We start from the raw sequence: 16,300 nt of genomic DNA, 5'->3' as shown, positions 1-16,300 counted from the left end.
TCAGACGCTGGTGAACTTCGCACCGGCCACCGAGGTCGACGCGGCACCATCGACGCCGACCGGGACGTCACCCTCGAGGGTGGTGCGGTAGAGCACACGGGTGACGTCGAGATGGTCGAGGTCGCTCGGTGCCAGATGCGCGGTGGCACGGTTGTCCCAGAACGCGATACTGCCTGCCGCCCAGCGGAATCGGACGGTGTAGGCGGGCTGGGCGAGCTCGTCGAACAGCAGGTCGAGCAGGGCGTCGCTCTGGCGAGGGGTGAGGCCGATGATCCGGGTGGTGAAGCCGGGGTTGACGAACAACACCCGCTCCCCGGTCACCGGATGCACCCGCACGACCGGGTGTTCGGTCACCAGCGGCGACGCGGCGGTCTTGCGGGCGTAGTCGCTGTCGGCTTCCCACGGTGGGATCCGGCCGCCGAATCGGTGCTCGGCGCGCAGCCCGTCGAGGAACGTGCGCAAGGATTGCGGCAGACCGGCGTAGGCGGCGGCCAGATTGGTCCACTGGGTGTCGCCACCGTGCTCGGGGGCGATCTCGGCCCGCAGAATCGAGGCAGCGGGCGGGTTGATCAGCGGGGAGACATCGGTGTGCCACTGGTTGGTGTAGCTGAACTTCTTGCGGCCGAACCGCTTCTCGTACAAACGGCTGTCGACGGCGAGGATCTCAGGGTACTCGGTCGGTGCGTCGTCGTCGTAGGGGTGCGACGGTGTCACCGCGCCGAACCGCCGGGAGAAGGCGATCTGCTCGGCGTGCCCGATGTGCTGATCGCGGAAGAACAGCACCTTGTACCGGTGCAGTGCCGCGGTGAGGTCCGCGACGGTGGCGTCGGTCAGGTCGGCGCGCAGGTCGATACCGGTGACCTCGGCGCCGATGTGCCCGGCGACCGGGGCGATGTCCAGTGCTGTCGCGCTACGTGGGCTTTCGATGGTGGTCATATCCATGGTCCTTCAGGAGAAGCTGGGGGTGGCAGGTGCTCGTGGTCGCCGACAGGAACTGCTCACCACCCGCATGAGCTCCAGATCGAGACGACGGGTCCGCATCAGGCGCTGACCCGCGCATCCCGGTGGGTGAACCGGCTCTCCACCGGCGCGAGCCCGTAATGCCCACGCAGAGTGGTGGATTCGTAGTCTGTGCGGAACAGGCCACGGTCCTGCAGGATCGGCACCACCCGGTCGACGAAGTCCGCCAAGCCACCTGGCAGGTACGGCGGCATGATGTTGAAGCCATCGGCCGCGCCCGCGTCGAACCAGCTCTGCAGTTCGTCGGCGACCTGCTCGGGCGTGCCCGCGAAGGTGCGGTGCCCGCGTCCGCCGCCGAGCTTGCCGATGAGCTGGCGAACCGTCAGATCCTCGGCTTCGGCGAGCTCCTTGACCAGGGTGAACCGGCTCTTTCCGCCCTCGATGTCGCGTTCGGCAGGCAGCGGTGGCAGGGGCGCGTCCAGCGCGTGCGTGGTGAGGTCGACGCCGAGCATGGTAGAGAGCTGGCGCAGCGCGTAGTCGGGCGAGATCAGGTCGGTGAATTCCTGCTCGAGCGCCTTCGCCTCCTCGGCGGTGTCGGCGATGAACGGGACCAGGCCGGGTAGCACCTTCAATTCGTGTTCGGCGCGACCGTATTTCGCCAGTCGCCCCTTCAGTTCCCGATAGAACCGCACGCCGTCGGCGAGGGTGCGCTGGGCGGTGAACACCGCTTCGGCGTGGTGCGCGGCGAACTCCTGACCCGATTCCGACGAGCCGGCCTGTACGAGCAGGGGCCGTCCCTGCGGGCCGCGCGGCGAATTCAGCGGGCCACGCACCCGGAACCGCTCCCCCACGTAGTCGAGGGTGTGCACCCGGGTGGGATCGGCGAAGACGCCGCTCTCGGTGTCGAGGACGATCGCCTCGGACTCCCAGCTGTCCCACAGCGCCAGCGCCACCTCGACGAACTCCTCGGCCCGCTCGTAGCGGCGGGCATGCTCGGGGATGGCGTCGAGACCGAAGTTGTGGGCTTCGTCGGCGGTGCCGGAGGTGACGATGTTCCACCCGGCCCGGCCCCCGCTGATGTGGTCGAGGGAGGCGAATTTGCGGGCGAGATTGAACGGCTCGTTGTAGCTGGTCGAGGCGGTGGCGATCAGACCGATCCGCTCGGTGGCGGAGGCGATCGCCGACAGCAGCGTGACCGGTTCGAACACCGCCAGGGTGTTGCGTTCGATGCGGGGGCCGACGGCGAGGGTGTCGGCGAAGAACACCGAGTCGAGCTTGCCCCGTTCGGCGATGCGGGCCAGGTTCTGGAAGTGCCCGACGTCGAGCACCCGGTGCGCGTCGGTGCGCGGGTGGCGCCAGGCCGCCTCGTGGTGCCCGACACCCATCAGGAAGGCGTTGAGATGAAAGGTCTTGCGGGACATGGGTGAGTCTCCTGATCAAGCGTCGGTCGGAGCGGTGCGCCAGCGGGACAGGCGCCGTTCCAGTGCGACGAGAGCGAAATTGAAACCGAGGCCGATCAGCGAGATCGCCACGATCCCCGCGTACATCTGCGGTATCTGGAAGTTCTGCTGCGCGGCGGTGATGAGGTAGCCCAGACCGGCCCGCGCACCGACCATCTCGGCCGCGATGAGCACGAGGATCGAGCCGGCCGCCGCCATTCTGATGCCGGTGAAGATGGACGGGACGGCAGCGGGCAGGATCACTTTCTGGAACAGCCGCAGCGGGGAGAAGCCCAGCGATACCGCCGATTTCACCAGCAGCGGGTCGACAGTGCGCACACCGGTGATGGTGTTGAGCAGGATCGGGAAGAACGTGGCGTAGCCGATCAGCGCGATCTTCGACGTCTCACCGATCCCCAGGATCAGCACGAACACCGGCAACAGTGCCAGGGCGGCGGTATTGCGGAACAGCTCGAGGACCGGGTTCAGGAAATCCGACACCGGTTTGTACCAGGCGATGGCGATTCCCACCGGCACCGCGATCACCAGGGCGATGGCGAATCCGGTGACCGACCGGGTGAGGCTGGCCGAAACATGCTCACCCAGTTGACCGTTGGCGGTGAGCTCGGCGAAGGCCTGCACCACGACGGAGAACGGGGGCAGGAACACCTCGTCCACCAGTCCGAGTCGCGGCGCGAATTCCCACGCGCCGAGCAGCAGCGCGAAGGCGAGCAGCGGCTTGGTGATGCGAGCCAGGGTGGTCACGGCTGTGCGAGCGGCGCGGACCACGCCCTCGGGGACCGACCCGATGCGAACGGTGGTGCCCCTCGGACGGACGAGCAGCGGGAGGGCGCTAGACATGGGCGGGACTCCTGTCGGTGGACGCGGCGGGGTCGGTGGCGAGCTCGAGTTGCTGCGCCCGGCTCACCTCGCTGCGCAGTTCGGTCCAGATGCGGTGGCGGTACTCACGGAACTGTTCGCTGGAGCGGACGTCGATATCGCCGGTGCGATCGATATCGATGTCGATCACAGCCTTGACCCGGCCCGGTCGGGAGGTGAGCACCGCGACGCGCTGACCCAGGTAGACCGCCTCATCGATGCCGTGGGTGATGAACAGGATGGTCTTGCCGGTCGTGCGCCAGATGCGCAGCAGTTCGTCCTGCAGCGATTCCCTGGTCTGGGCGTCGAGGGCGGCGAACGGCTCGTCCATCAACAGCACCTCCGGGTCGAAGGCCAGGCTGCGCGCGATCGCCACCCGCTGCTTCATGCCGCCGGACAACTCGTGCGGGTAGCGGTCGCCGAACCCGGCGAGTCCGACGAGTTCCAGGTAGTGATCGGCGATCTGTTTACGCTCCTTGCGGGCGATCCCCTTGGCTTCCAGACCGAAACCGATGTTGGCTCGGGCGGTGCGCCACGGCAGCAGCGCGTACTGCTGGAACACCACCCCTCGGTCGAGGCCGGGACCGGTGATGGGCGAACCGTCGAGCAGAATCTGCCCCGAACTCGGCGAGCTCAGGCCGCCGAGTAGGTCGAGCAGCGTGGATTTGCCCGAACCGCTCGGCCCGACCAGGACCAGGAACTCGCCGGCGCCGACCTCGATCGTGATGTCGTCGATCGCGGTGAACTTCTCCGTCGCGCCCCGCACGGCGAACTGTTTGCCGACGCCGCGCAGCGCGAGTTTCGCTGTGGTGCTGCTCATTTCGCGGCCACCACCTCTCCGGTGGGACCACTGGCGGGCTGGTAGGTGCCGTTGGCGTAGGGGTTGTACTCGTTGGTGTAGAGATCTTTCGCGGCGATCTTGCCCGCGGGCAGTTCACCGTTGCGCACGAGCCAGTCGATCCAGATCTGGATCTCCTTCTCCGCGATCACCGCACCCGGCACGGGAATACCCGCGCTGCGCCAGTAGTCGAGCAGCTTCAGTTTCTCGTTGCGGCCGCGTTCGGTGATGATCTCGGTGAATTTCGCGATCGCCTCCTCGCGCGGTGTCACCTGCAACCACCGGGTCGCCCGGGCGGTGCCCTGCACGAAGTCCGCGACGGCCTCACGGTTCTGGGCGATGAAGTCGGTGCGGAAAACGTAGGTGCCGTAGTCGAATTCACCGAAGATGGCGGTGTCGGTGAACAGCGGGCGCACCCCACCTCGCCCGACGGCGGTCTCGCGCCACACACTGTTGAGCGCGCCGACGTCGATCTGACCGCTGCGCAACGCCTCCTCGGTATTGACCGGCGGCACGACGATCAACTGCACCTGCTTGATCTCGGCCTCGGTCAATCCCTGCTGGTGCAGCCACTCCCGGGTGACGAATTCGTGGTGCGCGCCGAGCGTGTTCACACCGACCTTCTTGCCGATGAGGTCGCGGGCCGTGGTGATTCCCGAATCTTCGCGGACGAAGTATCCGGTGAACGACTTGTCGTCGGAGCCGTAGGAACTCAGCACAGATCGCACCGGTGCGCCACCGGCGGCGAGTTTGACCACCGCACCGTTGAACGCGCTACCGAATTCGATCTGTTTCGTAGCGGCGGCCTGGATATTGGCCGGGCCGCTCGTGGTATCACCCTCCCACTGCAAACTGATCTTGCTGAAATAGCCGAGTTCGTCGGCGAGTTCGTAGGGGGTGACCAGACCGGTCTGGCCCTGATAGCGCAGCACGGTCTTGCCATCGGCGGTGGTCGGGGCCTCGGCGGTGCCGCACGCGGTGACCACCGTGAACGCGGCGGGAGCGACGAACGCGGCGGCGAACGCGCGCAGCGAACGTCGTCGGAAGACAGTGGACAGCATGATTCGGATTCTTTCGACGGTGAACAATCGGAGATGAACAGGGCGGATCGGCGACAACGCGGGCCGCCGCGCGGTCAGCTGCGACAGAATCCGGGCGCGAGGCGCATCAAATCCACCGTGCGACGGCGGACGAGCGCGGGAAATACGATCATGGCGGGACTTTCATCGAAGGTGCGGCGAAGAATTCGCCACAACGCATTTCATGATGCCCTGCAATATACGGCCGGCCAATACCTATTTCGCATAGTGGAAATCAGCGTGCGCCGAATTCCGTGCCTGCGGCCGCGGTGTGGAAGTACGGACCGATACGCACCGCGATCCGGTGCATGGCGGGCACGACGGCGCGCACGAGGTCGCGATCGAGGCGCACCGCGCGCGCCTGCACCCCGAGCGCTCCCCACACCTGTTTGCCGGGCCCGAGCACCGGGACCGCGACCGCGCGGATCGGGTCGTCGCTGTCGATCTCCTCGACCGCGAAACCTCGCTTGCGCACCGAGTCCATCAGCTCACCGCGGCCGCTGCCGGCCGGGGTGTGGGCGAGCAGTGCGTGGCCGACGGCACTGTCGTAGAGCGGCCTGCGTTCCTGCGGGATCTGGTTGGGGCAGAACGACACCGGTGGCCGCGCCTGGAAGACGGTCAGTGCCTCACCGGCATCGGGCACGCTGAGGGATACCGTGATCTTGATGCCGGCGGCGAGCGCGTACAGGTGCGGCGCGGCGGCGTCGAGCCCGAGCCGCGCCAGGGCCGGCCGGGCCAGGCAGGCGAGCCCGTGCCCGATCCGGTATCGGTCGCTCGCCGGATCCTGTTCGAGCAGTTTGCCGCGCACCAGTGCCTGCGCCAGCCGGAATGTCGTACTGACCGGCAAGCCGCAGCGCTGCGCCAGTTCACTCACCGACAATTCCGGATCACCGCCCCGGAAGCACTCGAGCACACGCACCGCGCGGTCGACGGTCTGTGCGCCGGAACGGGATGGCTCGGTGGCGGGCATGGTGGTCTCCTACTCGATGAGCTGTCGTGAACTATCGCCAGTCTCGTGAGCAGGTGCAATGCTTCCGCGCACCGTCAGCGTAATTCGAGCGGCACCGTGAAACACTGTTCGGTGACCGCGAACCGAACGGTCGACCGCCCGCGATGCCGAGAGGAGACGCCAATGACCGACGAGCCCGGGAACTCCCGACCGCAGGCGCCGGTGTCCAAACGCAAAGCGGCGGCCCGGGGAGCGGCCCGCAGGCTCGGTGTCGAGGACTGGACGAACGCGGCACTGCGGGTGTTGCTGCGCGACGGCGTCGGAGCCGTCACCATCGCCAAGGTCTGCGAAGAGCTCGGGGTCACCAAGGGCAGCTTCTACTGGCATTTCGACGGAATCGACCAGTTGCTCGAGACCACAGCCCAGTTCTGGTGTGCCGATCGCAACGACGCCGCCCGTGGCTTCCACGACCTCGACGAGCTGCCCGTCGAGCAACGCCTGGAGCGGATGGGCGCGTTGCTCACCGAGGAGCGGGTCTGGCAGGTCGAGCTCGCGGTCCGCGACTGGGCGCGCACCAACGCGAAGGTGGCCGAGGCGGTGAAGGCGCTGGATCAGCGGATCTTCCACACCCTGTCCGAGACCCTGATCGAGTTGGGGTTCTCGCCCGAGCAGGCGGAGATGCGGGCCGGGCTGATGTGCTTCGCGGGCATCGGTTTCGTGCACGGCAATCAAAACCTGCCGGTGCCCACGGCGGATCAGCGGCGCGAGTTCTTCCGGTTCATCACCAGCGCCGGGCCCCGGTGCTGAACCCGGTTTTCCTCGTCGGCGCTCAGGTCAGTGCGACCAGTTCGTGCAGCGTCGTTCCGGCACGATGGGCGGTGCCGTTGCCGGTGTGCACGCTCAGTTCGAAGGTGGACTCGAACCGGAAGTAGCCCGGATGCCCGACGAGCCGGTGTACCAGCGGCTTGACCAGGCGTGAGCGCACAACCGGCAGATCGTCGAGCAGATCGTGGGCGTGGATGACCCGGGTGACGTCCAGGCGCAGTTCGAGTCGCCCCGGCACCCGCAGTTCGACCCATTCGGGGTAGGTGCGGCCCGCGGTGGCGTCGAAGCGGGCGGGGCCCTCGGTGAGGACTGTCTCGCCGGTGGACAGCACGATGTCGGCGTGGTGGGCCAGCATCAACGGGTTGATCTCGTGGCCGCCCTTGCGCTGCTGGGTGAGCACCGAGGCGAACAGCAGCGAGTAGTCCTCCACGTACAACCGGCCCCAGTGCCAGCGCTCGATGATCCTTTTCATGTCACCGACGCCCCAATTGTGGTCGTGGTAGCCACGTCCGGTGACCTCGTGCCGCACGCCGTCGAGCTCGATGGTTCCGATCACTCGCGCGCGGGGCGCGGCGACCATCCAGCCGAAGGAATCCTTAACGCCGAAACGGGTTTCGCCCTTGCCGGGCATCCAGCCGGGGACCTCGTTGTGGAACCGCAGGTCGAAGACCAAGCCGTCCTCCGCCATCCGCAGATGGTGGGTGGGCAGACCGTCGTCGCGCGGTTCGGTGCGGGCGGTGTTGTCACCGATACGCACATCGCAGGCATCCGGCGAAAACGCGGCCGCCGAGTGCGGGTACCGCCGCGACACCTGGCGGCGAGTGCCGTCGGGCGCGTAGACGATCATCTCCACCCAGGGTCGCGACAGTGGCAGGTCCTCGGGGCGACGTTTGATCAGGAAGCCGATCACCACGTGGCCCGTGTCTAGGTGCGCGTCGAAATACCAGTGTTCGAAGGCCAGCCTGCTCGACGCGGGATGAAAAGCGTTGTGGCGCGGCTCGATCGGCGTCAGCTCGCCGTCGCCACGGCCGGGCCCGTTCCATACTTCGACGATGTCGGTGGCAGTCATGGTCGCTTTCCGTCCGTTCATCGGCGCAGGGCTCCGCCTGCGTCGAAGGCCGCTTCGCGTCCCCGCATCTGGGCCCGGTACCAGTTCTCGCGATGGGCGAGCATGAGTTTCTCGTGTGCCCGCGCGAACGGCGGGCAGAACCGGCGCACTAGCTCCGTCACGGTGATCAGCGGGAAGCGCACGATCGGGACGAGGATCCACGGGAACGCCGGTGGCATGGTGTAGTGCCGGCGCGTACCGGGGGCCATGTACATCGCGGCGTACACCGAGTTGATCCGGAAGTTGTACATCTCGCGCAGCCGGGTCAGGCCGCGGTGACCGTCGCGGGGCGCGAACGCCGCCGGATACGACTCGATCAGTTCGGTCCCGTGCTGTCCGGCGTCGTAGGACCGCGACGCGATGGTCATCGCCAGCACGCGCAGTGCGTCGAGCACCGTGTCGGGATACCAGCGCACCCGGACACCGAGCAGGTGGCCCATGTACTTCTGGAAGTGCAGCAGCGCACGGATTTCCGATGGTGTCGTCTGGTAGCCCAGCGCCCACAGACCGAGCCCGGGTGTCACGCTGCCCGCCAGCAGGGTCAGCATCTGGTAGGTCTGGCTGATCGGCAGACCCCAGCGTTCAATGTCCCACTCGGGATGGCCGGCGACCTTCGCACGCACCGACACGTGCATGACCCGCACCTTCAGCGCGGTTGCCCGACCCGCCGAACCGGCGGTGAGCAGCGCGCCGCGCTCGGAGACGTCCATCCAGAACCGGCAGGTCTCGAGGAACCGGCGCAGCGCGCTGTCACCCGCGTACCCACCGGCCAGCGACAGTGGCGTGGCGACCGCCGCCTCGGTATACATCTCCAGGGTCTCGGCCCCGGCGAAACTGAACAGCATGGTGCCCCAGCGCCGCCAGATCGCAGCACCCTGCGCGACGAGTTCGGGCACCACCCAGTCGGGCACCGTCTCGAATTCGGCGAACAGTTCGCGCATCGATTCCGGTGCGTCCGGGACCGTGTCGATGCCCTCGCGCAGGGCCTGCTCCAGCATCCGCCGCCCGGCTTTCGCTCCGATCTCGCCGTGCATCACCTCCGCGACGAACCGCTCGGCCACCGGGTCACCGGTGAACAGGTCTTCGCACAGGGCGATCGCCTGCTCGTCGGTCGGGAACAGCCGCTGCCTGGTCACGGCCGTGAAGACGCGTTCGACCCGACGCACGAGCGGGGTGCCGCGCGCCTCCCAGTAGCGAAATGCGCTGGGGCACTTCACCGTTGCCCCGGAGTGAAGGTAGTCGACCTGACCTTCGACGGATTCGGCCACCGCGGGCCTCCTGACGTGAGCATCCATCCGCTGACTGCGATCGGGTCGACCATACTATGTCGCATAGTCTTCCATACCTGAAAGTACGGAAGACTAGGCGATCGTTTTGTCAGCTCACCGGGAGGAAGCGGTTGTCGATGACGGTCGCGTAGTCCGGCAGCGGGGTGCCCGCCGGGATCTTGCCTTGACTCTCGGCCCACTGCCCCAGCTCCGTGAGCTTGCCCGGAAGGGTCGGCGGCAGTTGCAGAGTGAAGTCGAATTGCGGGAGCACACCGCGCAGCAGGTCGGGTCGCAGCTGGGTGGCGGCGGAGACCGCCTCGACGGCGGGCTCGGCGAGCGCTTTCAGTTGCTCGCCCGCCTCCGACAGCGCCGCGAAGAACGCGGTCAGAGCCTCGGCCTTGCGGGCGACGGCGTCCTGAGTCGCCAGGTAGAGGCTGTGCTGGTGATAGCTACCACCGGTCAGCTCGACCGCGTCGGCGCCGAGCGCGGCCACCACCTGGGCCTGATACGGCTGGAAGATCGACACCGCGTCCACGTCGTGCCCGCTGGCGGCGGTGACCGTCGCCGACGGCGCGACCTGCACGAGGTTCGCCGTGATGTTGTTGTGCGACAACGTATTCGCGGCGAAGTACGCGGCACTGGTCCCCAACGGTGTTCCGATGGACTTGCCCGCCAGATCCGCCACGTCGTCGATGCCCGCGCTGCGGCGGGCGATGATGCGTGAGCCTTCCCAGCGTGAACCGTCGCCGACGATCCGCAGCGACGGCGAGCGGGTGAGCACGGCGGAGGTCGGCACGTCGGCGGCCGTGGCGATGTCGACCTGTCCGGCCGCGACCGCCTGCAGCGCTTCCACTCCGGACGGGAAGTTGACGACTTCGACTGTCACATTGTGCTTGTCGAACAGCCCGACCCGGTCGGCGACGGGTATCTGCGCCCAGGACGGGTCGACGACGAATCCGACGGTCAGCTTGGTCGGATCGTCGCTGTCCGCGTCCGCGCAGGCGGTGGCGGTCGCGAAGGCGAGCACGGTGAGCGCCGCGGCGAGGACGCGGCGAGGGGAGATCTTCACGGTGGTGTGTCCTAGCTCGAAAGGGGGGTCAGGCGATGGCGTGGTCGATGCCGAGCTCGTGGTGCAAGAGCTTGCGGAGCCGGCTGTAACCGGGTTGCTCGGCCAGCGCGTCGGAGGGACGCGGCCGGGTCAGTGGGTTGGCGATCCGGTCGACGATCAGACCGTCGCGGAGCACACCGACGGTGTCGGACAGCCGGATCGCTTCGTCGATGTCGTGGGTGACGAAGACGACGGTGCGGTGGTATCTGGTCCACAGGTCGATGAGCAGGTCCTGCATTCGCAGCCGGGTCAGTGCGTCCAGTGCCGCGAAGGGCTCGTCCATCAGCATCACCGTCGGCTCACCGGCGAGCATCCGGGCGATGCTCACCCGCTGGCGCATACCGCCGGACAGTTCGCTCGGCCGGCGCATACCGGTGCCCTCGGGTAGCTCGACCACCTCGAGGAGTTCGGCGACCCGCCGGGTTCGTTCGCGCGCTCGGACACCGCGGGCGCGCAGGGTGAATTCGACGTTGTCGGCCACCGACATCCACGGAAACAGCACGTCGCGCTGAAAGGCCATGCCACGGCGCGGATCCGGGGCGAGCACGGGAACGTCGTTGTCGCTCACCTGCCCCGAGGTGGGGGTGATGAGACCGGCCAGGCAGTGCAACAGTGTGGACTTGCCGCTGCCGGAGGCGCCGACCAGCACGGTGAACGAGCCGTCGGGAATCGACATGGTGATCCCGCCGAGTGTCGGTGCCGGTTGCCCGGGATAGTGCACGACCAGGTCCTGGATGTGAATGGCCATGTCAGTGCTCCTTTTCCGACCACTTGGTCAGCGGCGCCGTGACCGAGGCGATCGCCAGGTCGCAGGCGGCGCCGATGATGCCGAGCACGATCAGGCAGGCGATCACCCGGTCGGCCTGGGAAAACATCTGCGACTGGTAGATCCGGTAGCCGATTCCCGCTGTGGTGCCGGTCATTTCGGCGACGACGATGAGTACGAACGACATCGCCGCACCGACACGCAGCCCAGAGACGATGTCGGGAGCCGCCTCGGGCAGCACGATCCTGAGCAGGGTCTGGCGTCGGCTCGCGCCGAGGCAGCGGGCGGCCTGCAGGTAGTCGTGTGGCGTGCTCGACAGGCCGGTGTGGCTGTTGATCCAGACCGGCACGAAGACACCGAGCGCGATGACCAGCGCTTTGCTGTCCTCACCGAGCCCGAACCACAGGATGGCCAGCGGAACGAGGCCGATGGTCGGGACGGGAGCGAGCAACCGAAGCACGGGCTGGAGCAGTCGGCGCCCGGTCGCGGTGTTGGCCGTCAGCACGGCGGCGGCGATGCCCGCGAGCGCACCGAGGACAAATCCTGTTGCGGCACGGCGGGAACTGGCGACGATGTCCTCGGTTAGCACGCCGTCGAGCCACAGGCCGTACCCGGCTCGCCAGATCTCGGGCAGTGCGGGAAACAGTTCCGCGGGGAACTGCCCGCTCGCCGCGACGAGCGTCCACGCCGATGCTGCCAGTCCCAGCCCAGCGACCGTCCATACCAGTGCCTTCGAACGCACGATCCACGTCGGCGGGCCGGGCCTGAGCCCGCGTCGTGGCCGGGATCCGGAGGTCGCGGGCGGATCCGATGCTGTCGTGGTTCCCACGCTGATCGTCATCTCGTCGTCCTTCCTTCAGCTGTGGGCCGACGTGGGTTCGGGCACCCAGTCGAAGGGAACCGACTGCGCCCGGTAGACGAGCGGGGTCAGGGTGAGCCGGTCGACCCCGGGGACGCGGGGTTCGCGGACCTCGGGCTCACCGGCGACGCCGTAGCCCTCGTAGGGACTGTGGTATTCCCAGACCACCGCACCGTCCGAGGTCACCTGGAAGATGCGGCCGCGCATGCCCTCGGTGATGAGGGTGTTGCCGTTGGGTAGTCGCTGGGCGTTGCTCACGAAGGAGCTGAAGAACGTCCACGACGGGCGCTGGGAGTCCTCGGCGGTGTACTGCCAGACGATCTGCTCGGTCGCCGGATCGATCTCGAGTACCCGGGAACCCGCGTAGATGCCGAGCGGAGCGGGCGGATAACCCGCGCCACCCTGGTTGTCGAAGACCAGGATGTTGCCCGCGCCGGGCAATCCCGGCGCGATCATGTGTGGGTTGTGCTGGCCCGAGATCTGATCGAGCGGGCGCGGCACCTTGTGGACGTTGATGCGCTGATGCTGGGCGCCCGGCACAGCGTCGAAGTACGGGCCGAGCTGCCAGGCGATCGAGCCGGAGGCCTTGTCGATCAGCGCGACGATATTGGCCTTACGGAAACTCACGAGAATGTTGTCGGGCTGGAACACCGTGCCGGGATCCTCGGCGTGCCAGGCGTTGGGGCCCAGCGACTTCGCGCTGTTCATCTCCAGATAACCCCACGGGTCTTCGGGGTCACGGGCCGCGGTGGCGCGCAGGGCTTCCCAGCCGTGCTCGCTGAAGCCGAACTCGTGCAGGTGGTCACCGGCGAGCCACTGCCAGACGATGGCGCCCCCGGGGTCGACTTCGACAAGTCCCTGGTCGCCTACGGTCATCTCACCGAGGTCGTGGACCACCCGTGGCACGGTCACCAGGAGCAGGCGATTGCCGTTGGGCAGCAGTTCCCAATCGTGGTTCTGGCGTGCCGCACCGCCGGGGGCCTGCGTGCCCCATTCCCACACGGTCTCACCGGTCCAAGTGAGTTGCCCGACCGTGCCGTTGGCGTAGATGCCGCCACGGGCGTCACCGCTCTCGCTGAGCTGGACGCCGATGTCACCGATCCGGCCCGCGTTGAGTGCCGGGTCGATGATGCGGGGCGGGACGCCGGCGAACGGCCACTCCCGCACGACGGTGCCTGCGAGATCGATGAGGCGGGTGATCGAGTCGGCTCCGGTGAACAGGATGTAGCTGTCGTGGGCGATGCCGGGTTCGTAATGGGTGACTCCGCTGAGTCGTACGTAGGACATATCGTCTACTTCACCTGTCGTTTGTTGCGGCGGAGGGTCGCGCCGGTAACGTGTCTAATCGATTAGCGTAGGAAGAAATACGGCGCTGGACAGGGTAGAAATCGGGATGAGTGAAACCAGGACGAACTCGGGCGCGGCCCGCGATACTGGAGCGAATGTGACGACCAAACGGCCCACCCTCGCCGATGTCGCGACACTCGCAGGCGTCTCGACCGCCGCGGTGAGCTACGTCCTCAACGACGGGCCACGCCCGGTGTCCGACGCATTGCGCGCCAAGGTTCTCGCCGCCGCCGACGAACTGCGCTACCGCCCCGACCGAAACGCCCGGGCGCTACGACGGCCACGCAAGTGGCGCCAACTCGGCCTGCTCGTCCCCGACCTCACGTTGCCGCTGTATGCCGCGCTGGCCGGGCGGCTCGAGATCGAGGCGCGCGCTCGCGATCACCTGACCATGATCGGCAACACCGGCTACGACCCCGACCGGGAACTCGAGTTCACGGCGGCGTTCACCGATGTCGGTATCGACGGCCTGATCGTGGTCGGCGCGGTCAACACTCCCGAGATCGGCAAGGTCTGCCGCCGCGCTCGCGTGCCCGTCGCCTGGGTGCACAACCGCAGGGGAACCGTCGACACCCCGACGCCGCTGGTCCGCGCCGATCATGTCGCCGCGGGCAGGCTCGCGACCACACATCTCACCGAGGTCCACGGTTGTCGCGACATCGCCTTCGTCGGCGGCTTCACCGCCACCGACGTGGAATACGGCGACCGGGAAACCGTCGCCGAGCGGTACGAGGGCTTCGCCTCGATCATCGACGGGGGCACCGTGATCCGCACCGATCTCACCCCGGAGGGGGCCTATCGGGCAGTCGGTGCACACCTGCAGGCGGGGCACAGACCGCAAGCTCTGGTCGTCGGCACGAACGGCCAGGCAGCGGCCGCCATGCGCGCCGTCACCGATGCCGGCCTGCGTGTGCCCGGTGACCTCCGCATCGTCGGCTTCGACGGTGGCGTGGCCCAGCACTTCGGGCAGATCACCCTCACCTCGGTGAGGCAGCCGATCGATGTCATCGCCGCCCGCGCGATCGGCGATGTTCTCGATCCGGCCGAACCGGATCCGGCGATGTGGGTGCCGATGCCGGTCTCCCTCCACCGCGGTGAGTCCTGCGGCTGCCCGCCGGGCACCGATCCCCCCGAGCGCCCATCCGCTAGGTGACCGGCGTTGCGCGATCGCCCACTCCCCCATGGCCATCGGTGGGGCGACGCAACCAAGCCCGCAATGCCTCGGTGACTTCGGTGGGGCGCTGTTCCATGATGAAATGCCCGCCGTCGATCCGGACGAGACTCGCGTTCGGGATGCGTGCGGCGAGGTCCTCGGCGTAGCGGAACGGGATCGCCGGGTCCTTGTCACCCCAGATCACCGAGGTGGGGCAGCGGATGGCGCCGAGGCCGGCCGCGAGTTCCGGGCGCAGCCGGACGCTGTAGCCCGCCCAGAAATGGGCGTACCACCGGCGTCCTTCCCGGGTGTTCAGGAAATCGAGATAGCCGGCCAGGCGCGCGGTGTCGAACGAGCCGTTGCGGACGAACTGTGCCAATCCCAGGCGGTGGACGAGTCCGATCGTTCGTGCCGTGAGGAGGGGGCGCAGCAGCGGGCGTCGCGCCGCGGCGGAGAACAATCCGAACAGTTGGTAGTACGGCGTGGTGAAGGTGCGGTGAGCCCGGGAATTGAGGATCGCGAAACGCTGGACCCGGTCGGGGTATCGCTGCACGAACCCGAGGCCGAGGAAACCGCCGTAGTCATGACAGGCCAGATCGACGCGGTCGAGGCCGAGTGCGTCGAACAGTCGCGCGATCCGGTCGACCTCGGTGTCGTAGTCGCAGCTCAACCGCAGGTCACGAGTCGAAGCACCCCAGCCTTGCCAGTCGGGGGCGATCACCCGGCGCGATCGGGACAGCGGCCCGATCTGATGCCGCCAGGCGGCGTGACTCTCCGGCCAGCCGTGCAGCAGCACCAGCGGATCACCCTGTCCCACATCGGCATAGGCCAAGCGCGCGCCGTCGACGCCGACCTCGTTCAGTTCGAAGGTTGTCGTCATCTCTGCTCCACATCTCGCACGGTGGTGACGATCGGTGGATGTATGGTCGCGTGCATGGCGTTGCCCGCACTTCCAGAAACGTGCGCTACCGATCCGGCGGCCGCCACCGCACCGGCACGGCTGTGGCTGCGTCTCGGACACGCGGTCTATATCGGTCCCGGTATGGCGCTGGGGCCGCATTCCACCGCCGTGGCGAGTCTCGGTGTCGGTTTGGACGGGCCGTTCCGGGTGCGCGCGGCGGGCGTTCCCGATGTCACCGCGCGCAGCTTCCTGTTCCGCGCCCGGGTCACCCACCACATTCTCGACACGGACGGGCGACGACTGTTCTGCTTCTTCGACCCGACCTCGTCCCGGATGACCCGTTGTCTCGGCGGAATGTCGCGCGACATCGGCGGTTTCAGCGCCGATCAGCGCAACGAAGCCGCCCTGATCGACCTGGGCAACTCCCCCGACCCCGATATCGACCGAGTACTCGATCTGGCCAGCGTCCCGGTCCCGACGATCGGCGATCCACGCATCGCCGCCGCTGCCGCGCAGATCCGCGCCGACCCGACCCAGCAGCAACGTGCGGCCGAAAAGGCCATGGCCGCAGGCCTTTCCACCTCGTACTTCCTGCGCACCTTCGCCGAGCAGACCGGCACGAGTTTCCGCCGCTATGTCCAATGGGCGCGAATGCTGCGAGTGGCGAGAGCATTCACCGAGGGCCACGACCTGACCCGAGCGGCCACCGACGCGGGCTTCGCCTCACCCTCGCACCTCAGTGACACGTTCCGGGCCATGTTCGGCATGACTCCCACCGCCTTCACCGCCCTCGGCGCCGAACTGCACATCGACGCCTGAGG

General features: G+C 67.7%; 16 protein-coding genes. 3 read left to right on the top strand and 13 right to left on the bottom strand.

The features are described 5' to 3' along the window. The 6 genes from ACSVDM_RS08405 to ACSVDM_RS08380 all read right to left on the bottom strand — a co-directional run bounded on the left by ACSVDM_RS08405 (window position 1) and on the right by ACSVDM_RS08380 (window position 6,165). A complete protein-coding gene (locus ACSVDM_RS08405) occupies window positions 1-936 on the bottom strand; it encodes a TauD/TfdA dioxygenase family protein (protein WP_439263868.1) in 936 nt (311 codons plus the stop codon). A 104-nt stretch (window positions 937-1,040) separates the two neighbouring features. Continuing rightward, window positions 1,041-2,381 carry an LLM class flavin-dependent oxidoreductase gene (locus ACSVDM_RS08400; protein WP_439263867.1) on the bottom strand — a complete coding sequence of 447 codons (1,341 nt, stop codon included), beginning with the start codon at window positions 2,379-2,381 and terminating at the stop codon, window positions 1,041-1,043. Between the two features lie 15 nt (window positions 2,382-2,396). Next, entirely contained in the window at window positions 2,397-3,260 is an 864-nt protein-coding gene (locus ACSVDM_RS08395) for an ABC transporter permease (protein WP_439263866.1), read from the bottom strand. Next, window positions 3,253-4,098 (bottom strand): ABC transporter ATP-binding protein, encoded by an 846-nt coding sequence (locus tag ACSVDM_RS08390; protein ID WP_439263865.1) that lies wholly within the window; start codon window positions 4,096-4,098, stop codon window positions 3,253-3,255. Before ACSVDM_RS08390 ends, ACSVDM_RS08395 begins: the two co-directional genes overlap by 8 nt. Further along, window positions 4,095-5,177, bottom strand: a complete 1,083-nt coding sequence (locus ACSVDM_RS08385) for an ABC transporter substrate-binding protein (RefSeq protein WP_439263864.1) — start codon at window positions 5,175-5,177, stop codon at window positions 4,095-4,097. The genes ACSVDM_RS08390 and ACSVDM_RS08385 overlap by 4 nt, the downstream gene beginning before the upstream one ends. Window positions 5,178-5,430: 253 nt before the next feature. Then, complete coding sequence (locus ACSVDM_RS08380; RefSeq protein WP_356982245.1) at window positions 5,431-6,165, bottom strand: IclR family transcriptional regulator; 735 nt, start codon at window positions 6,163-6,165, stop codon at window positions 5,431-5,433. Window positions 6,166-6,327: 162 nt separating this feature from the next. Here ACSVDM_RS08380 and ACSVDM_RS08375 point away from each other — a divergent pair, with 162 nt between their 5' ends. Continuing rightward, entirely contained in the window at window positions 6,328-6,951 is a 624-nt protein-coding gene (locus ACSVDM_RS08375) for a TetR/AcrR family transcriptional regulator (protein WP_439263863.1), read from the top strand. A gap of 22 nt (window positions 6,952-6,973) precedes the next feature. On the opposite strand, the gene ACSVDM_RS08370 is transcribed toward ACSVDM_RS08375, so the two are convergent. The 6 genes from ACSVDM_RS08370 to ACSVDM_RS08345 form a co-directional block, all read right to left on the bottom strand. Beyond that, window positions 6,974-8,038, bottom strand: coding sequence for a lipocalin-like domain-containing protein (locus ACSVDM_RS08370; RefSeq protein WP_439263862.1), 1,065 nt, complete (start codon window positions 8,036-8,038; stop codon window positions 6,974-6,976). A gap of 17 nt (window positions 8,039-8,055) precedes the next feature. Continuing rightward, complete coding sequence (locus ACSVDM_RS08365; RefSeq protein WP_439264018.1) at window positions 8,056-9,294, bottom strand: oxygenase MpaB family protein; 1,239 nt, start codon at window positions 9,292-9,294, stop codon at window positions 8,056-8,058. A gap of 160 nt (window positions 9,295-9,454) precedes the next feature. Further along, entirely contained in the window at window positions 9,455-10,414 is a 960-nt protein-coding gene (locus tag ACSVDM_RS08360) for an ABC transporter substrate-binding protein (protein WP_439263861.1), read from the bottom strand. Window positions 10,415-10,442: 28 nt separating this feature from the next. Beyond that, window positions 10,443-11,201, bottom strand: a complete 759-nt coding sequence (locus ACSVDM_RS08355) for an ABC transporter ATP-binding protein (RefSeq protein ID WP_439263860.1) — start codon at window positions 11,199-11,201, stop codon at window positions 10,443-10,445. Between the two features lies 1 nt (window position 11,202). Beyond that, window positions 11,203-12,060: an ABC transporter permease gene (locus tag ACSVDM_RS08350; RefSeq protein ID WP_439263859.1), complete on the bottom strand. Its 858-nt coding sequence runs from the start codon at window positions 12,058-12,060 to the stop codon at window positions 11,203-11,205. Window positions 12,061-12,075: 15 nt separating this feature from the next. Continuing rightward, window positions 12,076-13,365 carry an aryl-sulfate sulfotransferase gene (locus tag ACSVDM_RS08345; protein WP_439263858.1) on the bottom strand — a complete coding sequence of 430 codons (1,290 nt, stop codon included), beginning with the start codon at window positions 13,363-13,365 and terminating at the stop codon, window positions 12,076-12,078. Between the two features lie 157 nt (window positions 13,366-13,522). Here ACSVDM_RS08345 and ACSVDM_RS08340 point away from each other — a divergent pair, with 157 nt between their 5' ends. After that, entirely contained in the window at window positions 13,523-14,578 is a 1,056-nt protein-coding gene (locus ACSVDM_RS08340; RefSeq protein ID WP_439263857.1) for a LacI family DNA-binding transcriptional regulator, read from the top strand. Here ACSVDM_RS08340 and ACSVDM_RS08335 read toward each other — a convergent pair. After that, window positions 14,571-15,458, bottom strand: coding sequence for an alpha/beta fold hydrolase (locus ACSVDM_RS08335; protein ID WP_439263856.1), 888 nt, complete (start codon window positions 15,456-15,458; stop codon window positions 14,571-14,573). The two genes, ACSVDM_RS08340 and ACSVDM_RS08335, sit on opposite strands and share 8 nt — an antisense overlap. Before the next feature lie 54 nt (window positions 15,459-15,512). Here ACSVDM_RS08335 and ACSVDM_RS08330 point away from each other — a divergent pair, with 54 nt between their 5' ends. After that, a complete protein-coding gene (locus ACSVDM_RS08330; protein WP_439263855.1) occupies window positions 15,513-16,298 on the top strand; it encodes a helix-turn-helix domain-containing protein in 786 nt (261 codons plus the stop codon). The last annotated feature ends 2 nt before the right edge of the window (window positions 16,299-16,300 follow it).

It is taken from the genome of Nocardia sp. JW2 (assembly GCF_051843015.1).
Classification (GTDB): domain Bacteria; phylum Actinomycetota; class Actinomycetes; order Mycobacteriales; family Mycobacteriaceae; genus Nocardia; species Nocardia coubleae.
The sequence above is the reverse complement of the archived record's forward strand: the minus strand, read 5'-3'. Positions and strand labels throughout refer to the sequence as shown.